We start from the raw sequence: 12,633 nt of genomic DNA, 5'->3' as shown, positions 1-12,633 counted from the left end.
GCCCGCTGTCGACGGTTGTCCGACACCCCCGGGACACGGGGGAGAGAAGGAGCGATGCGCACATGGATGCCAAGTTCACCACCAAGAGCCAGGAGGCGCTCTCGGCCGCGGCCATGAACGCCTCCACCGCCGGCAACCCCCAGATCGAGCCGGCCCACCTGCTGAAGGCCCTGATGGACCAGCGGGAGTCCGTCGCGGTGGCCGTCCTCAAGGCCGCCGGGGCCGACCCCGACGCCGTCTCCACGGCGGCCTCCTCGGCCATCCGGCGCCTGCCCTCCACCCAGGGCAGCACGGTGGCCCAGGCCCAGCTCTCGCGCGCCGCACTGCAGGTCGTGCAGAACGCGCGCACCCAGGCCGAGCAGCGCTCGGACCAGTTCGTCTCCACCGAGCACCTGCTGCTCGGCGTGGCCGCGGACCCGGGCGAGGCCGGTGAGGCACTGCGCTCGAACGGGGCGAGCCTCGAGGCGCTCGCCGCCGCCCTGACCCAGGTGCGCGGCGACTCCCGCGTCACCACCCAGGACCCGGAGACCACCTTCCAGTCCCTCGAGAAGTACGGCACGGACCTCACCGAGCTCGCCCGCTCCGGCAAGCTCGACCCGGTGATCGGCCGCGACGCGGAGATCCGCCGCGTGGTGCAGGTGCTCTCGCGCCGCACCAAGAACAACCCCGTGCTCATCGGCGAGCCCGGCGTCGGCAAGACCGCCGTCGTCGAGGGCCTGGCCCAGCGGATGGTGGCCGGGGACGTCCCGGAGTCCCTGCGCGGCAAGACGCTGATCAGCCTGGACCTGGGCGCCATGGTCGCCGGCGCGAAGTACCGCGGCGAGTTCGAGGAGCGCCTGAAGGCCGTCCTCGAGGAGATCAAGGCCGCCGAGGGGCAGGTCGTCACGTTCATCGACGAGATCCACACCGTCGTGGGCGCGGGCGCGTCCGAGGGCGCCATGGACGCGGGCAACATGCTCAAGCCCATGCTGGCCCGCGGCGAGCTGCGCCTGATCGGCGCGACCACCCTGGACGAGTACCGCGAGAACATCGAGAAGGACCCCGCCCTGGAGCGCCGCTTCCAGCAGGTCTACGTGGGCGAGCCCAGCGTGGACGACACGATCGCCATCCTCCGCGGGCTCAAGGAGCGCTACGAGGCCCACCACAAGGTGGCCATCGCCGACTCCGCGCTCGTGGCCGCGGCCGCGCTGTCCGACCGGTACATCACCGGCCGCCAGCTGCCCGACAAGGCCATCGACCTCGTGGACGAGGCCGCCTCGCGTCTGCGCATGGAGATCGACTCCGCCCCGGAGGAGATCGACGTCCTGCGCCGCCAGGTGGACCGCCTAACCATGGAGGAGCTCGCCCTCGAGGGCGAGACGGACCCGGCATCTGTCGAGCGGCTCGAGGCCCTGCGCGCCGAGAAGGCGGACCGCGAGGAGGAGCTCACCGCCCTCACCGCCCGCTGGGACGCGGAGAAGGCAACCCTCAACGAGGCCGGTGACCTGCGCGCCAAGGTGGACGAGCTGCGCTCGCTGGCCGAGAAGGCCCAGCGCGACGGCGACCTCGCCGAGGCCTCCCGCCTGCTGTACGGCGAGATCCCCGCGCTGGAGAAGCAGCTCGAGGAGGCGGACCGCGCCGCCCGCGAGGCCGACCGCTCGAGCACCGAGCCGATGGTCTCCGAGGAGGTCACGGCGGACGACATCGCCGAGGTGGTCTCCGCGTGGACCGGCATCCCCGCCGGCCGCATGCTCACCGCCGAGTCCGAGAAGCTGCTCACCATGGAGGAGCACCTCGGCGAGCGACTGATCGGGCAGCGGGACGCCGTCGTCGCCGTCGCGGACGCGGTGCGCCGCTCGCGTGCCGGCATCGCGGACCCGAACCGGCCCACCGGCTCGTTCCTGTTCCTGGGCCCCACGGGCGTGGGCAAGACCGAGCTCGCCAAGGCGCTCGCGGAGTTCCTCTTCGACGACGAGCGCGCCATGGTCCGGATCGACATGTCCGAGTACGCGGAGAAGCACTCCGTCTCCCGCCTGGTCGGCGCCCCTCCGGGCTACGTCGGCTACGACGAGGGCGGCCAGCTCACGGAGGCCGTGCGGCGTCGCCCCTACTCGGTGGTGCTGCTGGACGAGGTGGAGAAGGCCCATCCCGAGGTCTTCGACATCCTGCTCCAGGTGCTCGACGACGGCCGCCTCACCGACGGCCAGGGCCGCACCGTGGACTTCCGCAACGTGATCCTGATCCTCACCTCGAACCTGGGCTCGCAGTTCCTCGTGGACCCGACCCTGGACGAGGCCGCCAAGCGCGAGTCCGTGATGTCCGTGGTGCGCGCGGCGTTCAAGCCCGAGTTCCTCAACCGCCTGGACGAGATCGTGCTGTTCGACGCGCTCACCGTGGCCGAGCTGACGCGGATCGTGGACCTGCAGGTCGAGTCCCTGCAGGCGCGCCTGACGGACCGCCGCCTCATCCTCGAGGTGTCCGACGCCGCCAAGGCGTGGCTCGCCGAGACCGGGTTCGACCCGGCCTACGGCGCCCGGCCCCTGCGCCGCCTGGTGCAGCGCGAGATCGGCGACCAGCTGGCCCGCGCCCTGCTGGCCGGCGAGATCACGGAGGGGGACACCGTCGTCGTGGACCGCGCCGAGGGCGAGAACGGCCTCACCGTGGCCCGGAAGGGCTGACGCCGGGACCGACGGACCGTGTTCCTCCTCCCTCTGGCACGTCGGGGGCGGTTTCGGGTGGTATCCAGCCTGGATACCACCCGAAACCGCCCCCGACGGCATCTGTGAGACGGACGGAGCCGCTCGGGTCAGCGGGTGCCGAGGGCGTCGGCGTCCTGCTGGAGGGTGCCGATCAGGTTCGCCACCGCGCGGGCCGCGTGGGTCAGCGTGGTGATGGAGACGTTGTCGATGTCGTCCTGGGGCGTGTGGTAGTTGTCGTCGCGGATCGAGAGCAGGCCCGTCGAGGCGATGCCCGCGTCCACGAACGGCGCGTAGTCCGAGCGGCCGTTGCTGCCCTCGGGCTGGTGCGCGTGGCCGTCGCGGTCGAGCTGTGCGCCGAGCAGGGACTCAGCACCGATCGACCCGCGCCGCACCCGGCGCCCCCGCATGCCCCGCCGGACCGGGCCGGCCGTCGTCGTCCGCGGGCCGTCCGGCCGGTCATGTATCCTTGTCCGCACGAACCATATTGACCAGTGAGTACCTCGGCGGGCCCCTGTGCGCCACAGATCCGAGGCGGCGAGAGATGCGAAGGGGGTCACGCTCATGGGGCGCGGCCGTCAGAAGGCTAAGGCCACGAAGCAGGCACGGGAGATGAAGTACTTCTCTCCCGGAACAGACCTCTCGGCACTGGAGCGAGAGCTCACGGGCGGGCGCACGCGCAGCCCGGAGCCGGACCAGGAGCCCGAGTACGAGGATCCCTACGCGGACCTCTACGCGGAGGACGAGGACGACGACGCGCGGGCGCGATGACACCCGCACGGCATCCGGCCCTGGACGGGCACCAGGCCGCCCTGCGGTCGATCGCCAGGGTGGTGGATGAGACAGCACCGCTGCAGGACCCCGAGACGGCGTCTCGGGGTCTGCTGCGTCTGATGGAGGAGTCCCGCCCGCTCGTGATCACCGGGGCCGGCGTGTCCACGGACTCCGGCATCCCGGACTACCGGGGACCGAACGGGTCCCTGCACCGCCACCGGCCGATGACGTACCAGGAGTTCCGGGACGACCCGGCCGCCCGCCACCGCTACTGGGCGCGCTCGTTCGTGGGCTGGCGTCGCATGGACCAGGCCCGGCCGAACGAGGCGCACCGCATCCTCGCGCGCTGGGCGGACGAGGGGCGCATCGCCGGCATCCTGACCCAGAACGTGGACGGGCTGCACGCCGAGGCTGGACGCGCGGCGGGCATGGCGGAGGACCGGCTGATCGAGCTCCACGGGGACCTGGCGCGCGTGGCCTGCCTGAACTGCGGGGCCACCGAATCCCGCCGTGACCTGGACCTGCGGCTCGAGGCCGCCAATCCGGGTTACCTCGAGCGGGTGGCGATCGACCCGTACGCTGTGAACCCCGACGGGGACGTCTCCCTCGACCAGCACTGGGTGGATGAGTTCACGATGGTCGGCTGCCGGGTGTGCGGGTCCGTGAAGCTCAAGCCGGACGTCGTGTACTTCGGCGAGTCCGTGCCCGCGGAGCGGCGCGCGGCCGCGGAGGCGATGGCCGACGACGGCGGCACGGTGCTCGCCGTCGGCACCTCGCTGGCGGTGATGAGCGGCTACCGGTTCGTGCTGCGGGCCGAGCGGGCCGGGCATGAGACGGGGCTGATCAACCTCGGCCCCACCCGCGCCGACGCCAAGGCCCGCTGGCGCTGGCGCGCCCCGGTCGCCGACGCGCTGGCCTGGCTCGACGCCCGCCTCTGACCCCCGCCGGCGGTTTCGTTCGGGAAACGGCGGGCGCCGGGGCGCGGGTGCCCGGTGGCCCGGGGCCACGCACGGCTCCTGCACAGGTGACGCCGCCGACGTCGTCGTCCACGGTGGGTGCTCCCGCGCGGGCGGGGTCGGCCGGGTTGAGCCATCGTTACGGGCATGGCCACGTCTTCCCTGCCCTTGTCGGACATCGTCGAGACCGGCCGGCCGTTCACCCGTGGCGACCTGCGCGCGGCCGGGGTCTCGGAGCGACTGGTCCGCGGCGGTGACGTCCGGCGCGTGACGCACGGGGTCCATCGGTTCCGGACCGACCACCTCGGCTCGTGGGCGGACTTCGGCTATGCCGAGACGCCCGCTCCCTTCGCGCCGGAGGAGACGGCCGCGATCGTGGAGGCGAGCGGGGGAGTGGCCTCCCACCTCACAGCGCTGCTCCTGCACCGCGTGCCGCTGCCGCCGTTCCTGGCGGAGGACGGCACGGTGCAGGTGTCCCGGCCGCACCCGCGCGGGGCGAGCGTCCGACCGGAGATCACCTCGCATGCCCGCCTCGTCCCGGCCGCGGACGTCACAGCCCTCCACGGGATCCGCCTGACGAGCCTGGAGCGATCCTGGGCGGATCTGGCCGCACTGCTCCGTCCAGGCATGCTCGAGCCCCTCGTGGCGGCCGGGGACGCCCTCGTCCGCCGGCCCTGGTCGCCGGAGGGGCGCCGCTCACCGCGGACCACGACGGCGGCCTTGCGCTCCGCGCTCCTGCGTGCCGGGCGGTTCAAGGGAGTGCGCACCGCCCGTGCCGCCCTCGAGCTGGTGCGGGTGGACGCGGACTCCCCGCAGGAGACAGCCCTGCGACTGGCCCTGCTCCACGCCGGCCTGCCCGAGCCGGAGCTCCAGCTGGTGCTGCACCCGGGCCGGGCCCGGTCGCCGGACGCGGATCTGGGGTGGCGGCAGTGGCGCTTGGCGGTCCACTACGACGGCGGCCACCACCTCGACCCGGCACAGGTCGCCGTGGACGCGTGGCGGGACGAGGGGTGGGCACGCGCGGGCTGGACGCAGATCTGGTCCACGGTGGACGACGCACGGGACGACTTCCGGCGCATCGTCGTCGAGGTGCAGGCGCACCGGGCTCGGCTCGGCGGGCGGATGTTCGCGTCGTGAACCGCCGTTTCCCGAACGAAAACGCCCCGGTGCCCGCCGTTTCCCGAACGAAAACGCCCCGGTGCCCGCCGTTTCCCGAACGAAAACGCCCCGGTGCCCGCCGTTTCCCGAACGAAAACGCCCCGTGGGGGTCAGGCGGCGTACTGGCCGCGCATCAGCACGGCGCCGCCGTCGACGCCCTTGGCGCCCTGCACGAAGTCCAGGCCCGCGGCCGCCGCGTCGTCGGTGAGGGCGCCGATGGTGCCCATCTCCCACGCGTCGATGCCGGCGTCCACGAGCACGGAGATCGACTTCGCGGCCACCTCCGGGTCCACCACGGCCACCATGCCCACACCGAGGTTGAGGGTGCGCTCGAGGTCGGACTGCGGAACGCGGCCGAGCTCGCCCACCAGGCGGAACACGGGCGGCAGGGACCAGGTGTCCCGCTCGACGGTCGCCATGAGGCCCCGCGGGAGCACGCGCGCCAGGTTCGCGGCCAGGCCGCCGCCGGTCACGTGGCTGAACGCGCGCACCGGCAGGTCCGAGCCGCCGTCGTGGCCGTTGAGGCGCTGCACCAGGTCGAGGCAGGCGCGGGAGTAGATGCGGGTCGGCTCGAGCAGCTCCTCGCCGAGGGTGCGGCCGAGCTCGGTGACCTCGCGGTCGAGGGACCAGCCCGCGGCGTTCACCACGCGGCGCACGAGCGAGTAGCCGTTCGAGTGGATGCCGGAGGAGGCCATGCCGATCACGACGTCGCCGGACTGCACCCGCTCCGCGCCCAGGACCATGTCCGCCTCGACCACGCCGGTGGCCGCGCCCGCCACGTCGTACTCGTCCGCGGCCAGCAGGCCCGGGTGCTCGGCGGTCTCGCCGCCCACGAGCGCGGTGTCGGCCAGGCGGCAGCCCTCGGCCACGCCGCGCACGATGTCCGCGATGCGCTCGGGCACGACCCTGCCGCATGCGATGTAGTCGGTCATGAACAGGGGCTGGGCGCCGACCACCACGATGTCGTCCACGACCATGCCCACGAGGTCCTGGCCGATGGTGTCGTGCTTGTCCATCGCCTGCGCGATCGCCACCTTGGTGCCGACACCGTCCGTGGACGTGGTCAGCAGCGGCTTGCGGTACTGCAGCAGCGCGGAGGCATCCCACATGCCGGCGAAGCCGCCGATGCCGCCCATGACCTCGGGGGTGTGGGTGGCCTTCACGGCGTCCTTCATCAGCTCGACGGCGCGGTCGCCGGCCTCCACGTCGACGCCGGCCGAGGCGTAGGTGATCGGGGCGGCGGAGGAGGGGGTCTGGTTCGGGGTCACAGCGGGGTCCTGTCCGTCTCGGTGAGCAGCTTCTCGTCGTCGGCGTCCGGGCCGGGCTCGCAGCCCGTGGCGGTCACGGTGGTGGTCTCGCCGTCCTCGTCCAGCACCACGGTGGACGCGGGCGACACGGCGACCGGCTCCAGCAGGCCCTTGCCACGCTCGCCCTCGTCGGCCAGTGGGATCGGGTAGTCGCCGGTGAAGCAGGCGGTGCACAGGCGCTCGCGCGGCTGCCCGGTGGCCTCGATCATGCCCTCCTCGCTGATGTAGGCCAGCGAGTCGGCGCCGATGGACGCGGCGATCTGGTCCACCGCGGCGCCGTTGGCGATGAGTTCGGCGCGGGTGGCGAAGTCGATGCCGTAGAAGCAGGGCCACTTCACGGGAGGGGAGGAGATCTTCACGTGCACCTCGGCGGCGCCGGCCTCTCTGAGCATCCGCACGACGGCGCGCTGGGTGTTGCCGCGCACGATCGAGTCGTCCACCACCACGACGCGCTTGCCGGCCACCACGGTGGACTGGACGTTGAGCTTGAGGCGGATGCCGAGCTGGCGCAGCGTCTGGGACGGCTGGATGAAGGTGCGGCCCACGTAGGCGTTCTTCACGAAGCCCTGGCGGAACGGCAGGCCCGAGGCGTCCGCGTAGCCCACGGCGGCGGGCGTGCCGGACTCGGGCACGGGGATCACGACGTCGGCCTCGACCGGCTGCTCGAGCGCGAGGCGGCGGCCCATCTCCACGCGGGACTCGTACACGGAGCGCCCGGCGATCGTGGCGTCCGGCCGGGCCAGGTACACGTACTCGAACACGCAGCCGGCCGGCTTCGACTCGGCGAAGCGGGTGGAGCGGATGCCCTCGTCGTCGATCGCGATCATCTCACCGGGCTCGACCTCCCGGATGAACGAGGCGCCGACGGTGGCCAGGGCCGACTGCTCGGAGGCCACCACCCAGCCGTGCTCGAGGCGGCCGAGCACGAGCGGGCGCACGCCCTGCGGGTCGCGGGCGGCGTAGAGGGTGCGCTCGTCCATGAACACGAAGCAGTAGGCGCCGCGGATCTTCGGCAGCAGCTCGAGGGCGGTCTCCTCGAGGCGGTCCCCGGGGGCGCCGTGCAGCAGGGCCGTGACCAGGGCGGTGTCCGTGGTGTTGCCCTGCTTCATCTCACCGTGGGTGTGGCGGCCGTCCGCGGCGTGCACCATGCGCAGCAGCTCCGCGGAGTTCACGAGGTTGCCGTTGTGCGCCAGGGCGACCGTGCCGTCGTCGGCGGTGGCGCCCAGGGTGGGCTGGGCGTTGGCCCACTTGTTCACGCCGGTGGTGGAGTAGCGGCAGTGGCCGACGGCGATGTGGCCGCTCAGCGCGGTGAGCGTGGCCTCGTCGAACACCTGGGAGACCAGGCCGATGTCCTTGTAGACGGCGATGCGCCCGCCGTCCGAGACGGCGATGCCCGCGGACTCCTGGCCGCGGTGCTGGAGCGCATACAGGCCGTAGTAGGCCAGTTTCGCGACCTCCTCGCCCGGCGCCCACACGCCGAACACGCCGCATTCGTCCTGCGGCCCCTGGTCCTGGGGGTCGAGGGCGGCGGTCAGGCGGCCGTCGCCTCGTCGGGTGCGCGGTGCGATCACTGCTCGGGGGTCCTTTCGGTGGGGGTGGTGCGGGCGGGCGGGGCGCCCGCGTCCACGCGGTCCAGGCGGACGTCCGCCACGGCCGGGTCGTCGGTGCGCTCGAGGACCACGGTGCGCGCGGTCGACCGGGAGCGGCGGTCCAGCAGCAGCCACACGAGCAGTCCGAGCACGCCGGTGCCGAGCATGCTCAGCAGGGCCGCGAAGCCGAACGTCTCCGAGAAGGAGAGCGGGATGCCGGAGTACGGGTCCGCGGGCGGGGTGGGGGAGGCGTGGACCGCGGTGGTGATCACGAGGGCGATCAGCAGGCCGAGCGCGAGCGCCACCGCGAGCACCGCGGTCAGCCGCGGGGCGCGACGGACGGTGTAGGCGCGCTGATCGGGGGTCGGCTCGGGGGCGGAGGTCATGCGCGCCAGTCTATCGAGTCGGCCGCTGGGGCCAGTCCCGGGTGTCCGGGGCGGGATCGGCAGACCTGCATCCCGGGACGAGGAGCGGTGCCGACGTTCGAACGGTCGGTGCCGCCGAGAGGACTGCCGGGCACCCCTCGCTCACGGCCGCACGAGCGGCAGGTGCGCGCCGAGGTCGGCCCGCACGCCCGAGGTGCGCACGCCCCCGGACGCCGTCGCGTCCTCCCAGGTCGTCAGCCCCGTCGCCAGAGACAGCCATGTCACGGCGTCCATCTCCACCACGTTGGGCGGGGTGCCGCGGGTGTGCCGGGGTCCGGGGAGGCACTGGGCGACGCCGAAGGGCGGCACGCGCACCTCCACCGAGTTCCCGGGCACGCGGGTCGCCAGCTCCTCGAGCGCGAAGCGCACCGCCATGGCCCGCGTGGGGCGCGGCAGCGCGGCGGCCGCCGCGGGGTCCTCCTCGTGGGCGCGTGCCCACGCCAGCAGGGCCGCGTGGCCCTCGACGACAGGCACCCGGCGGCGCGGGACGGAGCCGGTGGTCACGCCCGCGCCTCGAAGGCCGGCAGGACGTCCCCCACGAGGTCCCGTACCGGCGCGGCCAGGCGGATCTCACCGACCGGCTCATCCCGGCCGAGCACCGGGGGCACGACGGCGGCCAGCACGCCCGGCAGCTTCCGGCGGTCCACGTGGTCCGGGGCGAACCGGGCCAGCAGCGCGAGCGCGACCAGGTCGCCGGCCCGCGTGCCGCCGTCGAGCGCCTTGACGGCCACGGCCGTGCCGTCGGGCGCGGCCATGACGAGCACGCCGTCCGCGCCCGCCTTGGCGAGCAGGCCGAGCTCGCGCATCACCACGGTGTTGGAGCTCGTCTCCCCGTGGACGGCCCACGGGTGCTCGAGCATCGCAGTGGCGATAGCGGCCGCATGCGGATCCGCGTCGGCGCGGCCGGGCGCCGCGGCGACCCGCCCGATGCCGCGGGCCAGGCCCGCCAGCGAGACGACGGCGGCCGGGGCGCCGCAGCCGTCCACACCGGTGTGGGCCACAGGCTCCCCGCAGTACTCGGCGATCACCGCGTCCACCTCCCGCTGCAGCGGGTGCGCCGGGTCGAGGTACGTGGCGACGTCGTGCCCGGACGCCGCGCAGGCCGCGAGGAAGCCGGCGTGCTTGCCGGAGCAGTTGAAGGCCAGCGGGGTGGCGGCGGCGGCCTCGCCGTCGCGGCGGACCTGCGCCACGACCTCGGAGGTGTCCGCGGGCCAGGCCGGCGGGCACCGCAGGGCGGACGCGTCGAGGCCGGCGTCCGCGAGCATGCGCTCGGCCAGCGCCTGGTGCCGGAGCGTGCCCCGGTGCGAGCCGCACGCGATGGACAGGGCCTCGCCCTCCAGCGCCGCCCCGTGGCGCAGCGACGCGACGGCCTGGAACGGCTTCAGCGTGGAGCGCGGGTAGATCAGCGCGTCCGCGGGGCCGAGGGAGGCCAGCACCCGCCCGTCGGGGCCGGTCACGACGGCGGCGCCCGCCGTCCGGGACTCGACGAAGCCGTTGCGGACGGTCTCCACGAGCTCGACGGCGTCGGACAGGGCGAGGGTCTCGCCCGCGGGGGCGACGGTGGCGTGGGTCATGCGGTCCAGGGTAGCGAGGGCCCCGGACGCGCCGGGCGTCCGGGGCCGGTGGGCCGGGTCCGGCGGCGTCAGCGGCTCACTCCGCGGAGAGCCGCCCGTCCACCATGGTCAGGGTGCGGTCCGTGGCGGAGAGGAACTCGTGGTCGTGTGTGACCATGAGCGTCGCCACCTGCTCCTCGCGGGTCAGCGTGCCCAGCAGGTCCACGACGGCGGCCGAACGCTCGCGGTCCAGGGCGGAGGTGGGCTCGTCCACGAGCAGCAGCGTCGGCGAGGCCATGAGCGCGCGCACGATGTTCACGCGCTGCCGCTGGCCGCCCGAGAGCTGGTGCGGGCGCTTGCCGGCCTGGTCGGCCAGGTCGACGCGCTCGAGCAGCTCCAGGGCCCGGGCCTTGGCGGCCCTGCGGTCGGCGCGGGTGGCGTCGCGGTCCAGGTGCACGGTCAGCTCGAGCTGCTCGGCCGCGGTGAGGGACGGGATGAGGTTGGGCTGCTGGAAGATCATGCCGATCTCCTGGCCGCGCAGCGCGGTGCGCTCCTTCCGGGACAGTCCGGCCATCTCGCGGCCGGCCACGGACACGCTGCCGGAGGTGGGCGTCACGAGGCCCGCGGCCACCGCCAGCAGGGAGGACTTGCCCGAGCCGGACGGGCCGACCATCGCGGTGAAGGTGCCGGGGAGCAGGTCCAGGCTCACCTCGTCCAGGGCCCGCAGCACGCCGCGCTCGCCGTCCGGGTACTCCAGCACGAGGTCGCGCACGGACAGCGCGGGGGTGGCGTCGGCCGCGGCGGCGGGGCGCTCGCCGGCGATGCGGTGGGCGGCCGCGGCGGTCGGGGTGCGGAGGGCGTCGAGGTCGGCCTGCGGGGCGGTGAGGGCGGTCATGGGGAGGTCCTTTCTCCAAGCGGGGGCGAGGCGGAGCCGAGGGGGACGACGGCGCCGGGCGGCGCCGTCGTCGGAGGCGGTCAGTTGCCGCCGAGGGCGACCAGCGGGTCGATCCGGGTGACGCGGTAGACCGCGACGACGGCGGCCAGCATGCCGAGCACGAGGACCCCGACGGCGGGCACCGCGGTGGTGGCCCACGAGAGCTCGAACGGGACGGCACGCCCCGCGAACGCGCCGATCACGGCGGCCAGCCCGGTGCCCACGGCCACGCCCCCGACGAGCACGAACGCGGCCTGCGCGAGCGAGTCCTTCAGCACCCAGCCGTTCGAGCCGCCGAGGGCCTTGAGCACCGCGATGTCGCGGGTGCGCTGCACCGTCCAGATGGACAGGAACGCGATCACCACGAGCGCCGAGATGCCGTACAGGAAGCCCTGCATGGTCATCAGGGAGCCGTTCTCGGACCGGTAGCTGGGCAGGGCGGCGTAGGAGCCCTTCACGGTCTCGGCGACGGTGCCCGCGGCGTCGTCGCCGGCGGCGGCCACGGCGTCGACGTCGGCGCCGGCGTCGAAGCGCACGAGGCCGGCGGTGCCGAGCACCGCGTCGTCGGCGGTGTGCGAGATGGCGTTCCAGTCCTCGAGCGCCAGCCACGTCACGGGGGAGTGGGAGTAGTACTCGGTCGGCACGACGTCGGCCACGGTGTAGACGAAGCCGGAGACCGCGACGGCGTCACCCGCCTGGGCGTGGAGGGAGTCGGCCACGTCCTGGCTGAGCACGATCTCCCCCGGCTCGACGCCGGCCGGCGCGTCGGAGCCGTCCGGGGTGAGACCGATGAACGCGGTGGTGGCCACGCCGGTGGTGGGCTCGCCGGACACGTCCGCGCGGCCCTGCGGGTCCGTGTCCACGGGGTGCTCGAGCCCGATGGCCCGGCCCTGGCTCACCCCGAGCGGCTCGACGGAGGCCACGCCGTCCGTGGCCGCCCACGCGTCGCGCTGGGCCACGGTGAACTCGGACTGGGTGAACGACGCGGTGGGCTCCTGGCCCGCCGCGCCGCCGAAGACCAGACGCTGCACGCGCTGCTCGCCGAGGCGGTCGATCGCGGCGGTGTTCTGTCCGCCCAGGCCGGCCGTGAGGCCGGAGAGCATGACGAGCAGCAGGCTGATGAGGGCCACCACGGAGCCCATGAGGGCGAACCGTCCGGTGGCGAAGCGGAGGTCGCGGAGTGCGAGGAACACGGGGCGCGTCCTTTCCTGAAGGGGTCTGTCCTGAGGTTGCCTCCACGGTCTCGCGCGGGGAGGGGTCGC

At 74.0% G+C, this 12,633-nt stretch carries 12 protein-coding genes; 4 read left to right on the top strand and 8 right to left on the bottom strand.

The window, feature by feature from the left end; translation table 11 throughout:
• Positions 1–62 precede the first annotated feature (62 nt).
• Positions 63–2,657 (top strand): ATP-dependent chaperone ClpB, encoded by a 2,595-nt coding sequence (clpB, locus tag MLUT_RS20805; protein WP_010080241.1) that lies wholly within the window; start codon positions 63–65, stop codon positions 2,655–2,657.
• Positions 2,658–2,785: 128 nt separating this feature from the next.
• On the opposite strand, the gene MLUT_RS20800 is transcribed toward clpB, so the two are convergent.
• Entirely contained in the window at positions 2,786–3,085 is a 300-nt protein-coding gene (locus MLUT_RS20800) for a M28 family peptidase (protein WP_010080242.1), read from the bottom strand.
• 154 nt (positions 3,086–3,239) lie between these two features.
• Between MLUT_RS20800 and MLUT_RS20795 the strand changes: the two genes are divergently transcribed.
• The 3 genes from MLUT_RS20795 to MLUT_RS20785 all read left to right on the top strand — a co-directional run bounded on the left by MLUT_RS20795 (position 3,240) and on the right by MLUT_RS20785 (position 5,542).
• Positions 3,240–3,446, top strand: coding sequence for a DUF3073 domain-containing protein (locus MLUT_RS20795; RefSeq protein WP_010080243.1), 207 nt, complete (start codon positions 3,240–3,242; stop codon positions 3,444–3,446).
• Positions 3,443–4,387, top strand: a complete 945-nt coding sequence (locus MLUT_RS20790; RefSeq protein ID WP_010080244.1) for a Sir2 family NAD-dependent protein deacetylase — start codon at positions 3,443–3,445, stop codon at positions 4,385–4,387. Before MLUT_RS20795 ends, MLUT_RS20790 begins: the two co-directional genes overlap by 4 nt.
• A 165-nt stretch (positions 4,388–4,552) precedes the next feature.
• Positions 4,553–5,542 carry a hypothetical protein gene (locus tag MLUT_RS20785; RefSeq protein ID WP_010080245.1) on the top strand — a complete coding sequence of 330 codons (990 nt, stop codon included), beginning with the start codon at positions 4,553–4,555 and terminating at the stop codon, positions 5,540–5,542.
• 131 nt (positions 5,543–5,673) lie between these two features.
• Here MLUT_RS20785 and purM read toward each other — a convergent pair whose 3' ends face one another.
• From purM to MLUT_RS20750, 7 genes are all read right to left on the bottom strand, one after another.
• Positions 5,674–6,831 (bottom strand): phosphoribosylformylglycinamidine cyclo-ligase, encoded by a 1,158-nt coding sequence (purM, locus tag MLUT_RS20780; RefSeq protein WP_010080246.1) that lies wholly within the window; start codon positions 6,829–6,831, stop codon positions 5,674–5,676.
• Positions 6,828–8,441: an amidophosphoribosyltransferase gene (gene purF / locus MLUT_RS20775; protein ID WP_010080247.1), complete on the bottom strand. Its 1,614-nt coding sequence runs from the start codon at positions 8,439–8,441 to the stop codon at positions 6,828–6,830. The genes purM and purF overlap by 4 nt, the downstream gene beginning before the upstream one ends.
• Positions 8,438–8,845, bottom strand: coding sequence for a hypothetical protein (locus MLUT_RS20770; RefSeq protein WP_010080248.1), 408 nt, complete (start codon positions 8,843–8,845; stop codon positions 8,438–8,440). Before MLUT_RS20770 ends, purF begins: the two co-directional genes overlap by 4 nt.
• 141 nt (positions 8,846–8,986) lie before the next feature.
• Positions 8,987–9,388, bottom strand: coding sequence for a sterol carrier family protein (locus tag MLUT_RS20765; RefSeq protein ID WP_010080249.1), 402 nt, complete (start codon positions 9,386–9,388; stop codon positions 8,987–8,989).
• Positions 9,385–10,458: an asparaginase gene (locus tag MLUT_RS20760; RefSeq protein WP_010080250.1), complete on the bottom strand. Its 1,074-nt coding sequence runs from the start codon at positions 10,456–10,458 to the stop codon at positions 9,385–9,387. Before MLUT_RS20760 ends, MLUT_RS20765 begins: the two co-directional genes overlap by 4 nt.
• Before the next feature lie 76 nt (positions 10,459–10,534).
• A complete protein-coding gene (locus MLUT_RS20755) occupies positions 10,535–11,332 on the bottom strand; it encodes an ABC transporter ATP-binding protein (RefSeq protein WP_010080251.1) in 798 nt (265 codons plus the stop codon).
• An 80-nt stretch (positions 11,333–11,412) separates the two neighbouring features.
• Positions 11,413–12,564 (bottom strand): ABC transporter permease, encoded by a 1,152-nt coding sequence (locus tag MLUT_RS20750; RefSeq protein ID WP_010080252.1) that lies wholly within the window; start codon positions 12,562–12,564, stop codon positions 11,413–11,415.
• Between the last annotated feature and the right edge of the window lie 69 nt (positions 12,565–12,633).

This window comes from Micrococcus luteus NCTC 2665, from assembly GCF_000023205.1.
Classification (GTDB): Bacteria; Actinomycetota; Actinomycetes; order Actinomycetales; family Micrococcaceae; genus Micrococcus; species Micrococcus luteus.
Note: the sequence above shows the minus strand (reverse complement) of the source record. Positions and strands in the feature narration are given on the sequence as shown.

What these genes read in the sequence shown, in the direction of transcription:
- clpB (WP_010080241.1), top strand. Translation starts at nt 63, where the DNA reads ATGGATGCCAAGTTCACCACCAAGAGCCAGGAGGCGCTCTCGGCCGCG.
- MLUT_RS20800 (WP_010080242.1), bottom strand. Translation starts at nt 3,085, where the DNA reads ATGCGGGGGCGCCGGGTGCGGCGCGGGTCGATCGGTGCTGAGTCCCTG.
- MLUT_RS20795 (WP_010080243.1), top strand. Translation starts at nt 3,240, where the DNA reads ATGGGGCGCGGCCGTCAGAAGGCTAAGGCCACGAAGCAGGCACGGGAG.
- MLUT_RS20790 (WP_010080244.1), top strand. Translation starts at nt 3,443, where the DNA reads ATGACACCCGCACGGCATCCGGCCCTGGACGGGCACCAGGCCGCCCTG.
- MLUT_RS20785 (WP_010080245.1), top strand. Translation starts at nt 4,553, where the DNA reads ATGGCCACGTCTTCCCTGCCCTTGTCGGACATCGTCGAGACCGGCCGG.
- MLUT_RS20770 (WP_010080248.1), bottom strand. Translation starts at nt 8,845, where the DNA reads ATGACCTCCGCCCCCGAGCCGACCCCCGATCAGCGCGCCTACACCGTC.
- MLUT_RS20760 (WP_010080250.1), bottom strand. Translation starts at nt 10,458, where the DNA reads ATGACCCACGCCACCGTCGCCCCCGCGGGCGAGACCCTCGCCCTGTCC.
- MLUT_RS20755 (WP_010080251.1), bottom strand. Translation starts at nt 11,332, where the DNA reads ATGACCGCCCTCACCGCCCCGCAGGCCGACCTCGACGCCCTCCGCACC.